Below are 22,200 nucleotides of genomic sequence, written 5' to 3' on the forward strand. Positions count from 1 at the left end.
TTAAGATTTAATCTCTTAAAGGCATTTATAAAACTTTTGATAGAAAATCTTTAGTTCTTGAATTTTTAGGATTTTGAAATATCTCCTCTGGAGTACCTTCTTCAATTATTCTTCCTTCATCCATAAATAATATTCTATCTCCAACTTCCTTTGCAAAGCCCATTTCATGGGTTACTACAACCATGGTCATTCCATCTTTAGCTAAAGACTTCATAACTCCTAAAACTTCTCCTACCATTTCAGGGTCCAAAGCAGATGTTGGCTCATCAAAAAGCATAACATCTGGTTCCATAGCTAAAGCTCTTGCTATAGCTATTCTCTGTTTTTGTCCTCCTGAAAGTGAATTGGGATAAACATTCTTTTTATCTAAAAGACCTACCTTTTCTAATAATTCACTTCCTTTTTTTATAGCTTCACCATTAGAAATATTTTTTATTTTTGTTGGTCCTATTGTTAAATTCTCCATAACTGTTTTATGTGGGAAAAGATTAAATTGTTGAAAAACCATTCCCATCTTTTCTCTTATTTTATTTATATCAACATTTTTATCTGTTATATCTTCCCCTTCAAAATTAATTACCCCTGAAGTGGGTTCCTCTAATAAATTTAAGCATCTTAAAAATGTACTTTTTCCTGACCCTGAAGGCCCTATTATAACTACTACTTCTCCCTTTTTTATTGTTTCATTTATATCTTTTAAAACTTCATTTTTACCAAAACTTTTATATAAATTTCTAACATTTATCATGATTTACTCAACCTCTTTTCTACATAAGACATAACTCTTCCTAAACTAAAGGTCATAACAAAATAAAACATTGCTATAACAATAAGTGGTTCAAAACCTTTATAAGTAGCCCCTGTAACTATTTTTGATGAATACATAAGTTCTGCTACTCCAATTGTAGATGCCATAGATGATTCCTTTATTATGGCAACAAACTCATTTCCTATAGCAGGAAGTATGTTTTTTATAGCTTGAGGAAGTATTATAAGTCTCATAGCCATTCCTTCTGTCATACCTAAACTTCTAGCGGCTTCTAATTGTCCCTTATCAACAGCATCTATCCCCGCTCTTATTATTTCTGAAACATAAGCTGCTGAATTTAAGGAAATAGCAATAATACATGAAGGTAAAACCTCTAATTGAATTCCAAAGGAAGGTAATCCAAAATAAACTATATATATTTGTAATAAAAGAGGTGTTCCTCTTATAACTTCTACATAAGCAGTAGAAATAACCCTTAAAATTTTAACTTTAAATATTGAAAATTTGGAACGTTTCATAAAGCATAAAATTGTTCCTAATAAAGCTCCCAAAATAACTGTTATTGCTGAAATTATTAATGTCCATTTAGCACCTTCCAAAAATACTGGAAAATACTCTTTTAAAAAACTGAAGTCTAATCCCCCCATAGTATTGCCCCCTAATTATTAAAATTAATTTTATTCTTCTTTCTTTTGATATGGAACTAATTCAATAGCATCATTTGTAAATTGATCTATCTTTCCACTTTCTTTTAACTCTTTAATTGTAGAATTGACTTCATCAACTAAGTCTTTATTTCCTTTTTGTATTGCTATGGCTGAACCACCCTCTGAGTTTTTAATCACCTCATCTGCAACAGCTAACTCAGAATTAACCTCTGAAGCTATTTTAGCAACAGGAAGTTCAGTAATTACAGCATCTAACTTACCAGTTTTTAATTCTAAAATTAAAGTATTTACATTATCTAAAAGCTTAACATCGGCTCCTTCTATTCCTTTAGCTATCTCTGCTTGAATAGACCCCATTTGAGCCCCAACTTTTTTTCCTTTTAAATCCCCAATTCCTTTTATAGATTCTTTATTATCTTTATTTATTAATATTCCTTGCTCTGCTTCATAATAAATATCTGAAAAATCTACTGCTTCTTTTCTTTTTTCATCAGGAGTTATTCCTGAAATCCCCATATCAATCATTCCATTTTTAACAGATTGAATTATAGCCCCAAATTCCATCTCTTTAATTTCTAAATCAACCCCAAGATTTTTAGCAACCTCTTTTGCAATGTCTATATCCAACCCAACGATTTGGTCTTTTCCATCTTTAATTATATGGAATTCATAAGGTGCATAATCAGCACTAAGACCAACTACTAATTTTCCACTTTCTTTTATCTTAGCTACCTTATCATTAGATCCATTTTCTTTAGCAGTTTTTGCCCCACATCCTGCTAAACTTAAAGTCAATCCTCCAATCATAGCCACTGACAATATCTTTTTAAATATATTCTTTTTCATATATATTCCCCCTAATATTTATTCGCTCATTGCTCTCTTCTTGAATAATTATACATTATTAATGAATAAAAATGCAATATATTTTTTTTAATATAAATATATTGCAAAGGTTGATTTTTAATATAAAATTATTTTTAATAAGCATTTTATAACTATATACTCATATAGAAAACATATTCATTAGTTATTTAATTAATTTTAATATATTTTATTTTCAAATTTATTATTTGATTCTAGATATCCCTTTTGTGTTTTTATACATTTTATTCTTATGTTAAACAAATTTTATACAGCAATAAAACTTAATCTCCTTTAGTAAAACAAAAAGGATTTTATAAAAGTTTAATAATAAAAGTTACAAAGAGTATAATGAAAATATCTAGTTTAAAAACTCTCAAAATATGCTTGTAACTTTTATTAAAATCTATTTTTATAAAATCCTTTTAAAAAGTAAAATTATTTAAATTGTATTTCTTTTAATCTATGAAGCGCTCTAGTACTCATTATATATTTTATTAGATCTTCATTTTCATCCTTTAATGATCCATTATCTACAATAATAACCCCATCAAATTCTAATCCCTTTGCAAAGTAAGATGGTATTATAACATTTCCACCTTTATATAATACATCTTCGTTATCAAACTTAACTAAATGCACTTTATTACTTATAAGATTATACACCTTTTCTAACTCTTCTTTGTCCCTTGTTATAATAGCAATACTTTCTAAGCCTTCATTTGAAAATTCTTTTAAAGACTCAATAATGCTTTCTGAAAGTTCTTCATCATTATGGAATTCAATTTCCTCAACTGGTTTACCATGTCTAACTATAGGAATTATTCTATCTTCATCAAGATATTTATTTGCATATTCCATTATTTCATAAGTACTTCTATAACTTTTATTTAGGTTATAAATATCTGGATTTACATCATCAAATATTTTTCCTAGTTCCATCATAGGAGCTAAGTCTGAATATTTAATAAGTCTTTGATTTACGTCTCCTACAACAGTAAAATACTTAGTTCCTGTTAATTCTCTTACAACCTTAAATTGAAGTGGTGAATAATCTTGAGCTTCATCTATAACCACATGTCTATAATCTTTTGTTGCTTTTTTACCTTCTAATTTTATTGCTAAGTATAATATTGGTGCTAAATCATTTATTGTATATTCTTTTTTATTTCCATTAAATCTATCATAGATATCTAAAACATCTTCTCTTGAAATCCAACTATCTAACTTAGCTCTTGAATCCATTACTTCCTTAACAATTTCTCTTATTCTTAATTTTCTTCTAAATTCTAAGTTATTTTCTTCAATTAAAAGTTCTTCAGGAGTTAATTTTTCCTTTTCTTTTCTTAATTCTTCATTAAGCTCCCAAACTTTTTCGTCTCTCTTATCCTTTATCTTAGATAATATTATTCTCTTAATTTTTTCACTTCTTCTGAATAAAGGCATATACTCATAATGTTTATTAAACATTTCTTCTATTTCTTCTTTTGAAATAACTAAATCACCAAAGTATTTTACATCTTCAACATGGAAATAATCCTTATCCATTTCTTTTACTAGGTTATCTAAATCTTTAATTATCTCATATGAATTTTTATATTTAGCATCCTCTATAAACTCTTTATCCTCTGAAAGTATTTTTTCTAAATACTTATCAAAACTCATTATGTATAATTCACTATCCATTTCTTTTAAAGCAAAACTAGCAAAAGTCTCCTGTTTTACTCCTACTTCCCCAAGACTAGGTAATACTTGTGAAATATACTCCATAAATATACCATTTGGTCCTAAGATAAGAACTTTATCTTCTAATTCTTTTCTATAGTTATATAAAAGGTATGCAACTCTATGAAGAGCTATTGTAGTTTTACCACTACCTGCTACTCCATTTACAACTATATTAGAAGTTCTCTCTTTTCTTATGATTTCATCTTGCTCTTGTTGGATTGTCATTATTACATCTTTAAGCTTATCAGAACTGTTATTACTTAGAACCATTTGTAAAATATCATCTTTTACATCTATGGCTGAATCAAAAACTCCCTTTAATTCTCCTTTTTTAACTATAATCTGTCTTCTACCTTCTATATCACATTTTATAGGTCCATCTGGTGATGTATAACTTGCTTCTCCTAAACTACCATGATAAAAAAGTGAAGCCACAGGGGCTCTCCAATCTACTATTACAGGCTCATAGCTTCCCTCTGGAGTTACTCCAAATCTACCAACATATAAAGTATCCTTTTGATCAAACTCTAAATCATTAAAAGTAACTCTTCCAAAGTAAGGTGATTCCTTTAAGATTGTTAATTCCTTTAATTTTTTATCTATTGTAGTAAAGGCTTGTTCTTTTACATATCTTTCATGGTCAAAGTACTCTATTAATTTATCTTCATCATCTTTATATTCTTCAACTGCATTTTTTCTATAATCTAATATATATTGTGTTACAAATTTTCTTTTATTTATATATGAAAGCATTTCTTCATTTAATATATTAGAAACTTCCTCTAATTTTTTCTCTTCAACTAAAAATTCTATATCTTTTTTATCAGTCATTAGAATCTTCCTTTCTTACTTTCTCTATTACATTATACCCAATTATAACATTAACTTTCCTCTCATTAAAAATACAAATGAAAAGTCAAAAAGTGCATGAAGCATTTTTAACTTCATGCACATTTTATCATCTTATAAAATTATAGTGTATATTATTTTAAACTAACACTAAAAGTGAAATAGAAAATATTTTTTTCTATATTTTTATGCGCCTTATTTCTATTCACCGTCAACTTTATTATTTGTAGAGCTATCATCTTTCTTTTCTTCTGTAGCTCCATCATTAACATTAGATTTAACTTCTTCATTTTCTTTAGATGAATCTAAAGCATCATTGTTAGCTTCATTATTAGCTCTTGCTAATTTTGCAGCCTCTTCTTGAGCTTCGATCATAGCTTTTAATTCATCTTGTTTTCTTTGCTCTTCTTCTAATCTTAATGCTTCTTCTCTAGCTTTTTTGATTGCTTCTTCTTTTTCTTTTCTCTTAGCTAAAGCTTGCTCTCTTAGACTTTGAATTTCTTTCTTAGCCTTTTCATCAGCTTCTCTCTTTTCTGGATATTTACCATAAACTATTTCCATGAATTCGTCACCCATGATAGTTTCTTTATCTAAAAGAACACCTGTTATCTCATCTAATAACTCTCTATTTTCAATTAAAATCTTAATTGATTTTTCATGAGCTTTTTTAATAACTTGTAAAACTTCTTCATCAGCTATGGCAGCAGTAGTTTCTGAACAGTTTCTAACTGGTCTTCCATCTAAGTATCTATTACTCATAGCTTCTAAAGCCATCATATCAAATCTCTCACTCATACCATAAATAGTTATCATATTTCTAGCTGATTGAGTAGCTCTTTCAATATCATTTGATGCACCAGTAGTTATACTATTAAATACTACTTCCTCTGCTGCTCTACCACCAAGCATAACTGATATTTGATCTATCATTTCTTCCTTAGATACTAAGTATTTTTCTTCCTCTGGAAGTTGCATTGTGTATCCTAAAGCTCCCATTGTTCTAGGAACTATTGTTATTTTATGAACTGGGTCAGTATTATTTAATAAAGCTGCAACTAATGCGTGACCTACTTCATGATATGCAACTATTTTCTTTTCTTTTGGTGAAAGTATTCTATCTCTCTTTTCTTGACCCGCTATTATAACTTCAACAGCTTCGTCTAAGTCTTCTTGAATTACAAACTTTCTACCATGTTTTACGGCTCTTAAAGCAGCCTCATTAACTATGTTTGCTAAGTCTGCCCCAACAGCACCTGGAGTAGATTTTGCTATTTCTTCTAAAGATACATCATCTGATAATTTAACGTCTCTAGAGTGAACCTTTAATATTTCCTCTCTACCTATTAAATCTGGTCTATCAACAATTATTCTTCTATCAAATCTACCTGGTCTTAATAAAGCTTTATCTAAAACTTCTGGTCTATTTGTAGCTGCTAAAATAACAACTCCTTTTGAAGAATCAAAACCATCCATCTCAGTTAATAATTGGTTAAGAGTTTGTTCTCTTTCATCATTTCCTTGAATAGCACCATCTCTACTCTTACCAATAGCATCAATCTCATCTATGAAAACTATACATGGAGCTTTTTCTTCTGCTTGCTTGAATAAATCTCTTACTCTCGCAGCTCCCATACCTACAAACATCTCAACGAAGTCTGAACCTGACATAGAGAAAAATGGTACTTTTGCTTCCCCTGCAACAGCCTTAGCAAGTAAAGTTTTACCTGTTCCTGGAGGCCCTACTAATAAAGCACCCTTTGGAAGCTTAGCTCCTATTTCTACGTATTTTCTTGTATCATGTAAAAAGTCTACAATTTCTACTAAGGATTCTTTAGCTTCATCTTGACCTGCAACATCTTTAAATGTTATTCCAGTCTCATTTTCAGCATAAAGCTTAGCATTATTTTTACCAAATGACATTACTCCGCCACCCATTTTATTATTCATTTTAGAGAACATCATTCTACCAACAAAGAATATAAGTATTAATGGGAAAACCCATGACATTAATAAACCTAAAAGTTGATAGTTTTCTGGTTTAGTTACATTGAATTCTACCCCAGCTACAGTTAAATCTTTAATTAACTCTGGTTGAGTAATACCAGCAACTGCTGGATTAGTTGTATATAAGATTTTCCCTTTTAAATTACTGCTATCTGAAGGTGTTATCTCAATTTGATTTCCTGAAAAGTTTACTGATTTAACTTCTTTTTTATCTAACATTTGCATGAAAGTACTATAATCTACTTTTTCGTATAGCATTTCATCTTTAACCATATTAAAGGTTAATAATATACCAAACGCTATAATACTATATATGACAATATATTTAAGCATTTTTTTATCTTTAAACATACATCATTCCTCCTTCTCTAACGTTTATTTTACAAATCCTATTCTATCAAAAGGATATACTGTTAACTGTGCCTTTGCTTCTATGTCTTTTCCATCTATATAAGGATTGCTCCAATATCTAGCATCATCACTATTATTTCTATTGTCACCTAACATTAAAAACTTTCCACTTGGAACATCAAAAGACATATCAGTTTTTCCACCTTGATATTTTACATAGTCTTCTTCAAGTTTATTTCCATTTATATAAACTGAACCATCACTTTTTATTTCAACATGCTCACCTGGTAATCCAATGACACGTTTTAAAAGTGGTTCTTTTAATTCATCAGAATTAAAAACTACTATATCTCCTCTTTTGATATTATTAGGATTATATATTTTAGTAACAAATAATTGATCACCAATCTCTACTGTAGGCATCATTGATCCTGTAGGAACTTTTATCTTAAACAATAAAAATTGATGAATCAAAGCTGCTAATAGTAAAGCTGCTAAAATTGGTATAATCCAATCTAAAAAGAATGATTTCTTCTTTGTATTACTAGAACTCATTACTATTCCCACATACCTTTCATCAAATCTTCTATTTCTTTTTTTCTTTTTTCTGTAAGCGCTTTATCCAAGCAAAACTTACCATCTTTGCCTTTAACTAAAACATCCCCCTCTTTTACGTCACCTATTACGTCATCTTTTTTTAATTCTAAAATATTTTCTTTTTCATCTTCACATACAATAAAATGTCCTTCTATTCTATCTACTATTATTTTTTTCATTTTATACTCCTTGCTCCGAATATTAGTATGAGAAATCTTTAAACTCAATTTAAAATTATTCCTCAATAATTTTAGAATTTTTTACCTTTAATAATCTTAAAGTATCAAGTATAAGTATATCATAAATTACCATAACTTTGTAAACTTTAATTCATACTTTTTCCCTCAAGTTTCATAAATATTTCAATATTATTTTATCAACTTATTGTGTCTTTTTTATGTCTTTCATTATTAAATATTTTTCACTTTTAAATAGTAATATTTTGAAACAATCTAATTTATTAAATAATTTTTGATTCTTAATTTTATTAAATAAATTTATATAATTCTAAAAAAATTATATTCTACTATATTCATTATTATCCTTCACTTTTATTATATACTTTAATACATTATTCTAAATACTTTTAATAAAAAAAGTTGTATAGTTTTTTTACCATACAACTTTTATATTAATTAAAAACATTCATTTCTAAGCAAATCTTCATAAGTTTCTCTTTTACACATAACTTTTGAAATTCCATTACTTACACTTACAACTGCCGCCTTAGGAATTCTATTATAATTATTAGCCATTGAATGTCCATATGCTCCTGTAGACATTATAGCTAATATATCTCCAGTTTCCATTCTAGGCATCTCTATGGAATTTAAAAGTACATCCCCTGATTCACAGCATTTTCCCGCTACAGTAACTATCTCCTTAGAATTATCAAAAACTCTGTTAGCTATTAATGATTCATAATTTGCACTGTATAAGGCTGGTCTTATATTATCACTCATTCCACCATCTACACTTACATATTTTCTTATATTAGGAATTTCTTTTATAGCTCCTACAGTATAAAGAGTTAATCCTGCATTCCCTACAATACTTCTTCCTGGCTCTATACTTAATATAGGAACATTCATATTTAACTTTCTGCATATTTCATCAGCTTTATTTATTATAACTGAACAATATTCTTCTATTTCTTTTGGCTTATCTCCTTCAGTGTAATATATACCAAATCCTCCACCTAAGTCTAATTCTTTTATTTCATATCCTAAGGTTTCTTTTATATCATTTATAAGATTTAGCATAATTTCTGTTGTATCTTCAAAAGGTTCTAAGTCAAATATTTGCGAACCTATATGACAATGCAATCCATTAAGTTCTATATACTCTAATTCCATTGCTCTTTTAATAGCGTCATAAACTGTATCACCAATTACAGGGAATCCAAATTTTGAGTCCAATTGACCTGTTTTTATATATTCATGGGTATGGGCCTCTACTCCAGGAGTTATTCTCAAATAAACTTTTTGAACTCTTCCATATTCTTGAGCTATAGAATTAAGAACTTCTAGTTCATGAATATTATCAACTATAAATCTTCCAATTCCTAATCTTACTCCTAAATCTATTTCATAATCAGATTTATTGTTACCATGGAAATATATTCTTTCTAATGGGAAACCTGCTTTATAAGCAGTATAAAGCTCTCCACCTGAAACAACATCTAAATATAAATTTTCTTCATTAACTAAATTGCACATGGACATATTTATAAATGCCTTTCCTGCATAGGTAACTCTGTTTCCTCTTTCTTCACACTTCATAGCATTATAGTATCTTCTACAATTGCTTCTCACTAACTCTTCATCAATAACATATAAAGGAGTTCCATATTCCTTGCTTAAAGCACTTGCTTTTACTCCTCCAACATATAACTCATTTTCTTCTACTTTCATTGATCCAAATAATTTCATATCTTTTCCCTCCACAAACTTTTTTAGTGGCAGAGTATAAAAGTATGCAAAGCTACCGACTCTCCTGGCATTTAATTCCAATAAATAAAAACAGCAAAGGAACACCTTTGCTGCCTTAATCGCAACTTAGCGTACCTTGTAGCACTCCACTTTTTTCAAAGTGACAGTTATATGCATATTATACATATACCCAGAAATATTAATCACCATTAATATCTCTTCGGCCATAATCCCTTTCATCATACATAAAACACTTGTCAGCTACTTATGACTACTCTTAATTACGGCACCTCTACTTTGGTCCTATTTTCAAATTATTTATGCTTTTATTATATTAATTATTGTTTATAATGTTACTAAAAAATCTCAAATAATGCAATAGTATAAACTAAAATTATTAATAAAAAAATTTATACATTACAATTATTTCCTTCACATCTAAATGCATTAGTACCTTCATAACCTATTTCTTTTAAAACTTTTTTTACCACTCTTTTTCCTATGCTATCCTCATTTAATTCACAAAGAGCATCCTCTATATTGTACCAAGCAGCTCCTTCTACTTCAGTTGATTTCTCTATTTCTCCTGATTCATAATATGCTAAATAAGTTAGCATAAGTAATTCTTTTCCCTTTACAAAATCACTACCTAAATATTTTATATCTTTAACTGTTATTCCTGTTTCTTCTTTTACCTCTCTATAAACAGTTTCCTCTGCACATTCATCTACACCTACATATCCAGATATAAGAACTTTAGAATTTTCATATATATAACTTTGCTTTAAAAGAATTATCTCATCACCTTTTATTACAGCAACAACAATACAAGGCTTAGGTAAATCAAAAAACATCATATCATGTTTACTGCAATAAGGTATCATTCCCTCATCCCAGCTATTCTTTAACTCTAATTTTTCACCACATAACGGACAATATTTAAATTTCATAATTAATTTCTTTAGTAAAGCAAATATATTACCTTCTATAATTTTTTATTTCAAATTTATCTGATTCTAAGTTAAAACAAATATATTTTCTTCTGTAATTTCTTAAAATCACCATCTATAACTTATAAAAATTCGCTATTTTAGATAAGAATAGTAATATATAAATTAAGCTAACTAAAGTTCACCACCTTTCATATTCTCAAATACTTATCATATCTTTTCTATAAATTCAACTTTAAATAATAAATTCTAACTTTAAATAATAAATCCACTAACATTAACTTAATATTTAATATTTTGTGTTTTATATTTTACATATATTTATATTTTTAATTCTATAAACTAAAATTATGATAATAGATGCCTTAACTTATGCTATTTAGACTTCTACCTTTCAATTCTATAAATTAAACTTATAAAACTATTTCTACAGGATTAAGTAACTCAATTTCCTCTTCAGTAACTTTGCAATTATATGCAAAGATATCTACTCTTTCTTTTTTAGCTAATCTCAATGCTTCCCCAAACTTAGGATCTGTTTCATCATTAGGAGAAAACTTATTTACATTATCTATCTGTATTAAAAAAATTATTCCTGCACCCATTCCTAATTTTTTAATTTCAATCAGTTCTAATATGTGTTTCTTTCCTCTTTCAGTTGGAGCATCTGGAAACCTAGTCTCTCCATTTTCCTCTAAAGTTACCCCTTTTACTTCTAAAAAGTATGTATTTTCATTATCATCTTGTAATTTAAAATCAAATCTAGAATTTCCAAAAGTTTTTTCTCTACTTATATTATTAAAATTTACTAACTTTTCTATCTTTTTATTTATTAATGCCTCTTCTACAACTTTATTAGGAATCTGAGAATCTATATTTATTAAAACCTCACCCTTATAAGCTGCAATTAAATCATAAGGAGTTTTTCTATTTGGAGTAGTTCCTTTTCTTAAAAGAACTGTACATCCTTCTTTTAAAATCTCTCTACACCTTCCAGTGTTAGGAACATGAACTAATAACTCCTCATCATCTAAAACTACATAAGCTTGAAATCTATTTGGTCTTCTTAAAAAAATAGCTTTTCTGATAACACTATTGTACTTCATCTATGGTAACCTCTTCATATATTATTTAACTTTTAATTTTAGTTATAAATTAATAATTTTTTTATTCCTTATCTATGTTAATTAAAAACATGAGTCTTTTTCAGTTAATAAAAAAACATAAACATTTCCCTTTTATGAATTAATAAAATATCTTTTTTTCTACATTCCTTGTTATTATATTCTACATAAAAATACTTTTATTAACAAGGTTGAAATGAAGAAGATATGTAATTTGATTCTCTTAGATCCATTTAAAAACATTATTTTGTTTCTCAAATTGACTGAGAACTTATTTTTATTTGAACAAAAAGATTTTTTCTTATATGTCTAAAACTTATTTAAACACACTGTCATAGCCAGTTATTTTCATCAAACAAAAAATTTTATAAATAAAAAACTCGATAAGCATTGCTTATCGAGTTAATGGTGACCCCTAGGGGAATCGAACCCCTGTTACCACCGTGAAAGGGTGGTGTCTTAACCGCTTGACCAAGGGGCCAAACTAACCTGGCGACCACCTACTCTCCCACACAGTCTCCCGTGCAGTACCATCGGCTTCTAAAGGCTTAACCGTCGTGTTCGGAATGGGAACGGGTGTTACCCTAAAGAACATCATCACCAGATGTTTAAAAGAACTTTGTTCTTTCAAAATTGCACATATTTAATTTACTATATTTGGTCAAGCCCTCGATCTATTAGTATCGGTCAGCTGAACATGTTACCATGCTTACACCCCCGACCTATCAACCTTGTGTTCTTCAAGGGATCTTACTAGCTTACGCTATGGGAAATCTCATCTTGAGGTTGGCTTCACGCTTAGATGCTTTCAGCGTTTATCCATTCCCGACTTAGCTACCCAGCTGTGCTCCTGGCGGAACAACTGGTACACCAGAGGTCAGTCCATCCCGGTCCTCTCGTACTAAGGACAGCTCCTCTCAAATTTCCTACGCCCGCGACGGATAGGGACCGAACTGTCTCACGACGTTCTGAACCCAGCTCGCGTGCCGCTTTAATGGGCGAACAGCCCAACCCTTGGGACCTACTTCAGCCCCAGGATGCGACGAGCCGACATCGAGGTGCCAAACCTCCCCGTCGATGTGGACTCTTGGGGGAGATCAGCCTGTTATCCCCGAGGTAGCTTTTATCCGTTGAGCGATGGCCCTCCCACGAGGTACCACCGGATCACTAAGCCCGACTTTCGTCCCTGCTCCACTTGTGGGTGTCGCAGTCAGGCTCCCTTCTGCCTTTGCACTCTTCGAACGATTTCCGACCGTTCTGAGGGAACCTTTGGGCGCCTCCGTTACTTTTTAGGAGGCGACCGCCCCAGTCAAACTGCCCACCTAACAATGTCCTGTGACCAGATTCATGGCCGCCAGTTAGAATTTCAGTACTGTCAGGGTGGTATCCCAAGGTTGACTCCACCAAGGCTGACGCCCTGGTTTCCTAGTCTCCCACCTATCCTGTACAGACAATACCAAAACTCAATGCTAAGCTACAGTAAAGCTCTACGGGGTCTTTCCGTCCAATCGCGGGTAGCGAGCATCTTCACTCGCACTACAACTTCGCCGGATTTACAGTTGAGACAGTGCCCAAGTCATTACGCCATTCGTGCGGGTCAGAACTTACCTGACAAGGAATTTCGCTACCTTAGGACCGTTATAGTTACGGCCGCCGTTTACTGGGGCTTAAGTTCACACCTTCGCTTGCGCTAAGTGTTCCCCTTAACCTTCCAGCACCGGGCAGGCGTCAGCCCCTATACATCAGCTTACGCTTTAGCAGAGACCTGTGTTTTTGCTAAACAGTTGCTTGGGCCTATTCTCTGCGGCCTACTCTCGTAGGCACCCCTTCTCGCGAACTTACGGGGTCAATTTGCCGAGTTCCTTAACTGTAATTCTTCCGCCGGCCTTAGGATTCTCTCCTCACCTACCTGTGTCGGTTTGCGGTACGGGCACTACTTCTCTCTCTAGACGCTTTTCTTGGCAGCGTGGAATCATGTACTTCGGTTCCGTAGAACCTTCCCCATCACGCCTCAGCATTATGAGAGCGGATTTGCCTACTCTCACTGCCTAAACGCTTAGACTAGCATCCAATAGCTAGCACACACTATCCTCCTGCGTCACGCCATCGATAATAACGATGGTAGTGGTACTGGAATATCAACCAGTTGTCCATCACCTACGCCTTTCGGCCTCGGCTTAGGTCCCGACTAACCCTCAGCGGACGAACCTTCCTGAGGAAACCTTAGGTTTTCGGCCTGTGGGATTCTCACCCACATCTCGCTACTGATGCCAACATTCTCACTCGTAACCAGTCCACCGCTCCTTACGGTACGACTTCAGCCCGGTTACGACGCTCTCCTACCGCTTGAACTTAGTTCAAGCCCGTAGCTTCGGTGGTAAGTTTAGCCCCGTTACATTTTCGGCGCAAGATCTCTCGACTAGTGAGCTATTACGCACTCTTTTAATGAATGGCTGCTTCTAAGCCAACATCCTAGTTGTCTTAGAAATCTCACATCCTTTCCCACTTAACTTACACTTTGGGACCTTAGCTGACGATCTGGGCTGTTTCCCTTTTGACCACGGATCTTATCATTCGTAGTCTGACTGCCGAGCTCAAAGTATGTGGCATTCGGAGTTTGATAAGGTTCGGTAAGCGCTATGCCCCCTAGCCCATTCAGTGCTCTACCTCCACTACTCATACTCGACGCTAGCCCTAAAGCTATTTCGGAGAGAACCAGCTATCTCCGGGTTCGATTGGAATTTCTCCGCTATCCACAGCTCATCCCATGCTTTTTCAACAGCAACGTGGTTCGGTCCTCCACGAGGTTTTACCCTCGCTTCAACCTGGCCATGGATAGGTCACCCGGTTTCGGGTCTACGGCATGCAACTAGTCGCCCTATTCAGACTCGGTTTCCCTTCGGCTCCGTACCTTAAGTACTTAACCTTGCTACATACCGTAACTCGTTGGCTCGTTCTACAAAAAGCACCTCATCACCCTCATAAGGGGCTCTGAGCGGTTGTAGGCACACGGTTTCAGGTTCTATTTCACTCCCCTCCCGGGGTTCTTTTCACCTTTCCCTCACGGTACTGCTTCACTATCGGTCATCAGGTAGTATTTAGCCTTGGGAGGTGGTCCTCCCTGCTTCCCACAAGGTTTCACGTGTCTCGTGGTACTCTGGATCATAACTCGTGGTCTTCTCGTTTCACTTACAGGACTATTACCTTCTACGGTGGAACTTTCCAGTTCTCTTCAGTTACAATAGCCTCCACTTTTATGTTATGTCCACAACCCCGGAAACAAGTTTCCGGTTTGGGCTCTTTCCCTTTCGCTCGCCGCTACTAAGAAAATCGATTTTTCTTTCTCTTCCTCCAGGTACTTAGATGTTTCAGTTCCCTGGGTTACCTTCATTAAGCTATGTATTCACTTAATGATACATGGGGTTTCCCATGTGAGTTTCCTCATTCGGAAATCTTCGGATCTCAGGCTATGTGCGCCTACCCGAAGCTTATCGCAGCTTATCACGTCCTTCATCGGCTCCTGATGCCAAGGCATTCACCATGCGCCCTTTGTAGCTTGACCTATATTAGTTATAGTTCTCATTTTACAAAGAATAGAAATTGGTTTTGCCAATTTGGCTTGTTGTTTCTATAAATTAAATTATGTGCAATTTTCAAAGAACAATTTTGAGAGATAGTCTCTCAAAATTAAACAGAGATATTATCCAGAATTCATTATCATCTTAGTTGTCCTAAGATGTATTCCTTAGAAAGGAGGTGATCCAGCCGCAGGTTCTCCTACGGCTACCTTGTTACGACTTCACCCCAATCGCTGACCCTACCTTCGGCCGCTGCCTCCTTACGGTTAGCTCACGGACTTCGGGTATTGCCAACTCTCATGGTGTGACGGGCGGTGTGTACAAGACCCGGGAACGTATTCACCGCGACATTCTGATTCGCGATTACTAGTAACTCCAGCTTCATGTAGGCGAGTTTCAGCCTACAATCCGAACTGAGACTGGTTTTTAAGTTTGGCTCCACCTCGCGGTATTGCATCTCTCTGTACCAGCCATTGTAGCACGTGTGTAGCCCTACACATAAGGGGCATGATGATTTGACGTCATCCCCACCTTCCTCCTGGTTAACCCAGGCAGTCTCGCTAGAGTCCTCAACTTAATGGTAGTAACTAACGACAAGGGTTGCGCTCGTTGCGGGACTTAACCCAACATCTCACGACACGAGCTGACGACAACCATGCACCACCTGTCACCTTTTCCCCGAAGGGATTTCCTCGATTAAGAGTAATGCAAGGGATGTCAAGTGTAGGTAAGGTTCTTCGCGTTGCTTCGAATTAAACCACATGCTCCGCTACTTGTGCGGGTCCCCGTCAATTCCTTTGAGTTTTAATCTTGCGACCGTACTCCCCAGGCGGAATACTTAATGCGTTAGCGGCGGCACGGAGGTGTTGAAACCCCCACACCTAGTATTCATCGTTTACGGCGTGGACTACCAGGGTATCTAATCCTGTTTGCTCCCCACGCTTTCGAGCCTCAGCGTCAGTTACAGTCCAGAGAGTCGCCTTCGCCACTGGTGTTCTTCCTAATCTCTACGCATTTCACCGCTACACTAGGAATTCCACTCTCCTCTCCTGCACTCTAGATAACCAGTTTGGAATGCAGCACCCAAGTTGAGCCCGGGTATTTCACATCCCACTTAATCATCCGCCTACGCTCCCTTTACGCCCAGTAAATCCGGATAACGCTCGCCACCTACGTATTACCGCGGCTGCTGGCACGTAGTTAGCCGTGGCTTCCTCCTTGGGTACCGTCATTATCTTCCCCAAAGACAGAGCTTTACGATCCGAAAACCTTCATCACTCACGCGGCGTTGCTGCATCAGGGTTTCCCCCATTGTGCAATATTCCCCACTGCTGCCTCCCGTAGGAGTCTGGGCCGTGTCTCAGTCCCAATGTGGCCGATCACCCTCTCAGGTCGGCTACGCATCGTCGCCTTGGTAGGCCGTTACCCCACCAACTAGCTAATGCGCCGCGGGTCCATCTCATAGCGGATTGCTCCTTTGGTTAAATGATGATGCCATCTTTCAACATTATGCGGTATTAATCTTCCTTTCGGAAGGCTATTCCACTCTATGAGGCAGGTTACCCACGTGTTACTCACCCGTCCGCCGCTAATCCGTTTCCCGAAGGAAACTTCATCGCTCGACTTGCATGTGTTAAGCACGCCGCCAGCGTTCATCCTGAGCCAGGATCAAACTCTCAATTTAAAAGTTTAATCTATACTCATATTACTTATAAAAGAATTGCTGGTTTATGTTAATATCTTCTGTTTAATTTTCAAAGACCATTTCTTCGTCGCCCTCAAGCGACTTCCTTAGTTTATCATCACTTCGAAATCTTGTCAACAACTTTTTTCAAAATATTTTTTTAATTTTTTAATTAAATTTAATTTTGAAAATGAATTGTTTGTGTGTCTCTCAACGACGAGATTTATCTTACCATATATAACCCCATAAATTAAGCTTTTTATAGTCATTTATACAAATTAAATATGTTTTTCTTGTTTTTTCTAAATAATTCTTTCAAATAACTACATTGATACACTTGGGTAAGTTTTCTTTTATTTATTGTCTTATTATGTAGAAAAAAACTACATTTTCATAAATATCAAATTATAAAGCAAAGTATTAAATTTATTTTTTCTTTATTTTAATTACAATAAATCATTATTATATGTCATTATATTCACTTATTTTTATAATTCCATCATTTATACTTAATTTATTTATTATTTCACCAACTTCTATATAGTTAGGTAATTCAACTCTATATATAGCATTTTTATATTGTGCAGCTTCATTGTTATTTCTCCCCAAAAACTCTATGCTTTTTATCTTTACACCTTTTTGAGTGAAAATCTTATCTATAAACTCTAAAACTTGTGAATCTTTCTCATATATTATTTCAAAACATTTTTCTCCAGCCTTGGTTATAAATTTAGATTGAAACTTCTTTAAGCTTACTAAGGTTAAGAATATAAATAAAAACCCTAAAATGCCTAAGTTATAATACCCCATACCAATAGCTAAACCAAGACAAGCCACAACCCATAGTGATGCAGCAGTTGTTAACCCTTTTACTGATCCTTTGTTTTGTAATATTGTTCCTGCGCCCAAAAAGCCAATTCCCGAAATGACCTGAGCTCCCAATCTAGCATAATCAATTTTTATTACACTTCTTATATAATAATTATCTTTTATGGCTTCGAACACATCCTGACCTAATCTTATTTCTATTAAAGAAACTATAGCTGCGCCTACACAAACTAATATTTGTGTTCTAAATCCAGCAGCTCTATTGTGATACTCTCTTTCATAACCTATAACCCCTCCAACTATTGTTGCTAATAACAACCTTATAATTATATCTTTAAAACTTAAAGTTAATCCCATAATAAACTCCTCAAATACTTTAAATGAACTTATTATAAGATATGCTAAATAAATGTTAAAATATTTAGTCTTAATTCATATTAGAATATTTTTATTTTAGAATTAATTTAAACAACATATTTATATAAAGTATGTTATTAAATATAAAATAAATATTAACCTACTTATTAATCTCTACACTATTAAATATTCTTTAACCTATAAAATAGTTGTTAAATTCTAAAAAATATAGGCTTAAATATATTTAGATTTTTAATCACTCTAAACATACTTAAACCTAATTTACTTATTTAAAAACTTCTATCTAAATATATCTAATTTTAATTTATCTGCTATTTCCTTTAGAAGTTTCATACTAGCAACACTATTTCCTGGTACATCTAAGGCTGGACTAAATAATCCTATACCACATTTATTAGGAACTGAAGATAGTATTCCTCCTCCTACACCACTTTTAGATGGTAGTCCAATATGAACTGAAAAAGCTCCTGATTCATCATATAATCCATAAGTAGTCATTAATGATTTAACAACAGTAGCTGTTTCTACAGAAAATAATCTTTCACCATTCCAAGGCATAACCCCTTCATTAGCTAATACAGCACCTAATCTTGCTAAATCCTTAGCTGTAACTAAAACTGAACATTGTTTAAAGTATGAATCCAAAATATCAGTAACATCACCTTCCATGATTCCATTACCCTTCATATAATAAGCAAGAGATCTGTTTATATCACCTGTTTCTCTTTCTGATAAATATATTTCAGTATCTAAAGTAATTTCATCATCATTCATAATCTTTCTATAAAAATCTAAAATTCTTTTAAAACGTTCTTCATCATTTTTTCCTTTAAGTAAGGATACTACTTTAATAGCTCCTGCATTAATAAATGGGTTTGATGGTTTATTTTTATGATTTATTTGCATATTCATAATTGAATTAAAAGCAAATCCAGAAGGTTCTGTTCCAACTTCTGAAAATACTTTTTCTATTCCATTATCTAATATAGCTAATATTAATGTAGGAACCTTTGATATGCTTTCAATTGCAAATCTAACATCATATTCTCCAGCTGAAAACTCTTTATTTTCTTTTAAATCATAAATACAAACACCTAATTGATCTGGATTTACCTTTGCAAGGGCTGGAATATATGTAGCTACATGTCCTTCTTTTGTATATTTTCTATTAGCTTCTACTAAAGCATCTAAATTTATATCCATATAAATCACCTCTAAATTTATCTTCTAAAAATATTATAAACAGTTAATAATTTCAAAATCAAAACTCAAAAATTTTACTTCATATAATTTTTCTATAGGTTATTTACGAATTTAATTTTAAAATTAAGTTTATTTTAAAACAAAGTAGCTTTTAACTTATACCTAATCCTAAAAGTGTATTTTTTATGAATTTATTTACTTTTTATTAACTTATAGTATTCTTTAGAAAAACTTCAAAGAATACTATAAGCTATTTATAAAAATACTCTTATAAAAAAATTAGAAAGTGACTTATTTTATTGACTATAGTTTTACCTCTTCCCTTTTACTCAATGATGCGAGAGTTGAATCATGAGAAAAATTTATTAAATTACTCTTACTTACTCCTATTTTTTGAGAAGTATATATTCCTGTATGCCCTGAGAAGATATAACTTATTGCACACGCCCATAAATAAATATGGTGCACCTCCTACTCCAAACATCTCTATTCCTAAAATAAAAGAAGCAATAGGCGTATTAGTTGCTCCTGCAAATACACCTACTAACCCTAAAGAAGCTAAAAATGAAGGTGATAAATTTAATATTCCTGATAATGTATTTCCTAAGGTTGATCCAATAACAAATAAAGGAGTTACTTCTCCCCCTTGATATCCAGCACCTAAAGTTATTGATGTAAAAATAAGTTTCCCTAAAAAATCAAAAGGTGATACATGTCCATCAAAAGCTTCTGATAATAAAGGAAGACTTAAACCTAAATATTTTCTACTTCCTACTAAATAAACTAATAATATTACAATACATCCTCCTACAAAGCTTTTTAATGAGGTATTCTTAAACTTATTAGAAAATAGACCTTTTAATTTATGTGTAAGTTCACTAAATAATCTACTAGCTAGTCCAAAACAAATTGCTGAAATTATTACTTTTAAAATAATAAGAACTGAGATATCTGGCACTCCCAAAACCTTATAATGAGAATGATGCACTCCTAAGATTTTAACAACCTCATTTCCAACAATACTAGCAAAGAAACTTGGTATTAAAGCTTCATAACTCATTTTACCTAATACAGAGACTTCTAATCCAAATATAGTTCCAGCAAGCGGTGTACCAAATATAGCTGAGAATCCTCCACTTACCCCTGCCATAAGCATTATCTTTGAATCTTCCTTATTTAATTTTAATAACTTTCCTATAGTTTCTGCTATACTTGCACCAATCTGTACTCCAGTTCCTTCCCTACCTGCTGATCCTCCAAAAAAGTGAGTTACAACTGTTCCAAAGAAAACTAAGGGAACCATGCGAAGTGGTACATCTCCACAATAATTATTTATATTTTCAATAATTAAATTATTACCTTTTACTGAGTTCCTTCCAAACTTATAGTATAGAAAGCTTACTAAAGCTCCACCAATAGGAAGTAAAAATAAAACAAAGCCATGATTAACTCTGTAATCAGTTGCCCATTCTAAAGATTTTAAAAATATAGCTATTACTCCTCCTATAAAAATTCCTATTAAACTTCCTATTAATAGCCACTTTAAAAATGTCTTTCCTAGAAGAAAGGTATTATTTCTACTTATATACTTTAAATATTTCTTAGATTTTTGCTTCATTTATATTCTCCCTTCATTGATATTAATAATTTTTGAGCAAAAAATAACTCCTACAAAATATAAGCTATATAAACATATAACTTGTATTTTGTAGGAGTCATTAGCATAAAGCATTTAATGGCGAACTCCATCGCCTATAAAAATTACTTAAAAATAGTAACATAATTATAAATAATTGTCCATATTCAATTTCAAATCATACTAAGTTAATAACTGGTCATTAACTAATTTACTTAGAAAATATACATTGATAATAAAAAACTCTTATAAGGATTAAAATTTTTTTCAAATTCTAACTAAGATATAAAATTTCAACTTATAAAAAACTTATAATTACTTAAAACTACTTATATTAATTTACTGAAGAAATTATATTTCTAATCTAAAATAATATCCTCAATAACCTTCACACCATTATCAAGCATAGAGTTTAAAAATACATAATTCATAAAATTAGCTTTATGCATAGGCATATCAAATGTATCTACAAGTTTTTTTGGTACATATATCTCTCCATCTTTATTAACTCTATTAAACTCTGCTCTTAAGCTTATAGCTAATTGATAAATACATATATCTGTACAATCTCCTACTATTATTACATTGTCTATCTCTTCTTTATTTAATATGAAATTCTCCTCTAAAAATCCATTTGTTGAATTTTTCTTTATAACTTCTATTCCCTCTAAGTTCAACTCATCAACAAGTTCCCATTCATCTGTATCTTTCATACAATGCTTAGGATATGCTTTTAATTCTATTGAGTCTTCTGTATGATAATCAGTAAAGGCTTTAACTCTTATTCCACTATTTAAAGCATAATTTGCTAAATTGCTTATTGGACTTATTAACTTCTCTATTCTATCACTATATAAAGCTCCTTCTTTAGCAAATCCTTTATTTATATCAACTATTAAAAGCATTGTTCTATTCTTATCTAAACTTTTTAAATCTAAACTTTCTAAAGATTGAAGTCTTTCATAAATTCCACTTATCATTTCATTACTTTCACTTAATAATAGTTCTTTAGTATCCACGATTTAAATCCCCCTATATTTTTTTATATTTATTTTATT

At 32.5% G+C, this 22,200-nt stretch carries 13 protein-coding genes, 1 tRNA gene, 3 rRNA genes, 1 pseudogene and 2 riboswitches; all 18 genes and pseudogenes read right to left on the minus strand.

Translation table 11 applies throughout. The features are described from left to right. Window positions 1-25 precede the first annotated feature (25 nt). Window positions 26-748, minus strand: a complete 723-nt coding sequence (locus I6G60_RS13460; RefSeq protein ID WP_004458356.1) for an amino acid ABC transporter ATP-binding protein — start codon at window positions 746-748, stop codon at window positions 26-28. Next, on the minus strand, window positions 745-1,416 hold the full coding sequence (locus I6G60_RS13465; RefSeq protein ID WP_003476881.1) for an amino acid ABC transporter permease: 672 nt from the start codon (window positions 1,414-1,416) through the stop codon (window positions 745-747). The genes I6G60_RS13460 and I6G60_RS13465 overlap by 4 nt, the downstream gene beginning before the upstream one ends. 30 nt (window positions 1,417-1,446) lie before the next feature. Continuing rightward, window positions 1,447-2,283, minus strand: coding sequence for an ABC transporter substrate-binding protein (locus I6G60_RS13470; protein ID WP_011590266.1), 837 nt, complete (start codon window positions 2,281-2,283; stop codon window positions 1,447-1,449). A gap of 456 nt (window positions 2,284-2,739) precedes the next feature. Beyond that, the gene (locus I6G60_RS13475; protein WP_011590265.1) at window positions 2,740-4,860 is read right to left on the minus strand and encodes a HelD family protein; all 2,121 of its coding nucleotides are present in this window, start codon (window positions 4,858-4,860) and stop codon (window positions 2,740-2,742) included. 219 nt (window positions 4,861-5,079) lie between these two features. Then, a complete protein-coding gene (gene ftsH / locus I6G60_RS13480) occupies window positions 5,080-7,233 on the minus strand; it encodes an ATP-dependent zinc metalloprotease FtsH (RefSeq protein ID WP_011590264.1) in 2,154 nt (717 codons plus the stop codon). A 24-nt stretch (window positions 7,234-7,257) separates the two neighbouring features. After that, a complete protein-coding gene (gene lepB, locus I6G60_RS13485) occupies window positions 7,258-7,788 on the minus strand; it encodes a signal peptidase I (RefSeq protein WP_003460206.1) in 531 nt (176 codons plus the stop codon). Window positions 7,789-7,790: 2 nt separating this feature from the next. After that, on the minus strand, window positions 7,791-8,009 hold the full coding sequence (locus I6G60_RS13490; protein WP_003460209.1) for a DUF3006 domain-containing protein: 219 nt from the start codon (window positions 8,007-8,009) through the stop codon (window positions 7,791-7,793). Window positions 8,010-8,465: 456 nt separating this feature from the next. Next, window positions 8,466-9,761: a diaminopimelate decarboxylase gene (gene lysA / locus I6G60_RS13495; protein WP_003460208.1), complete on the minus strand. Its 1,296-nt coding sequence runs from the start codon at window positions 9,759-9,761 to the stop codon at window positions 8,466-8,468. 131 nt (window positions 9,762-9,892) lie between these two features. Beyond that, window positions 9,893-10,064, minus strand: a riboswitch (Lysine riboswitch). Between the two features lie 107 nt (window positions 10,065-10,171). Continuing rightward, a complete protein-coding gene (locus I6G60_RS13500; protein ID WP_003460223.1) occupies window positions 10,172-10,711 on the minus strand; it encodes an NAD(+) diphosphatase in 540 nt (179 codons plus the stop codon). A 413-nt stretch (window positions 10,712-11,124) separates the two neighbouring features. Further along, complete coding sequence (sfsA, locus tag I6G60_RS13505) at window positions 11,125-11,817, minus strand: DNA/RNA nuclease SfsA (RefSeq protein WP_003460225.1); 693 nt, start codon at window positions 11,815-11,817, stop codon at window positions 11,125-11,127. Between the two features lie 424 nt (window positions 11,818-12,241). Beyond that, a tRNA-Glu gene (locus I6G60_RS13510) sits at window positions 12,242-12,316 on the minus strand. A gap of 6 nt (window positions 12,317-12,322) precedes the next feature. Then, window positions 12,323-12,440 (minus strand): 5S ribosomal RNA (gene rrf / locus I6G60_RS13515). A gap of 52 nt (window positions 12,441-12,492) precedes the next feature. Beyond that, window positions 12,493-15,397, minus strand: a 23S ribosomal RNA gene (locus tag I6G60_RS13520). Window positions 15,398-15,584: 187 nt separating this feature from the next. Further along, a 16S ribosomal RNA gene (locus I6G60_RS13525) occupies window positions 15,585-17,097 on the minus strand. The 16S, 23S and 5S rRNA genes sit together here with 1 tRNA gene alongside, the layout of an rRNA operon. Before the next feature lie 462 nt (window positions 17,098-17,559). Continuing rightward, entirely contained in the window at window positions 17,560-18,282 is a 723-nt protein-coding gene (locus tag I6G60_RS13530; RefSeq protein ID WP_003480305.1) for an MgtC/SapB family protein, read from the minus strand. A gap of 300 nt (window positions 18,283-18,582) precedes the next feature. Beyond that, window positions 18,583-19,506, minus strand: coding sequence for a glutaminase A (gene glsA / locus I6G60_RS13535; protein ID WP_003450257.1), 924 nt, complete (start codon window positions 19,504-19,506; stop codon window positions 18,583-18,585). A gap of 303 nt (window positions 19,507-19,809) precedes the next feature. After that, a pseudogene (locus I6G60_RS13540) lies at window positions 19,810-21,124 on the minus strand (voltage-gated chloride channel family protein). Between the two features lie 84 nt (window positions 21,125-21,208). Continuing rightward, a riboswitch (Fluoride riboswitch) is annotated at window positions 21,209-21,268 on the minus strand. A gap of 233 nt (window positions 21,269-21,501) precedes the next feature. Then, complete coding sequence (locus I6G60_RS13545; RefSeq protein ID WP_041702615.1) at window positions 21,502-22,161, minus strand: isochorismatase family cysteine hydrolase; 660 nt, start codon at window positions 22,159-22,161, stop codon at window positions 21,502-21,504. Window positions 22,162-22,200 lie beyond the last annotated feature (39 nt).

This window comes from Clostridium perfringens, from assembly GCF_016027375.1.
GTDB lineage: Bacteria > Bacillota > Clostridia > Clostridiales > Clostridiaceae > Sarcina > Sarcina perfringens.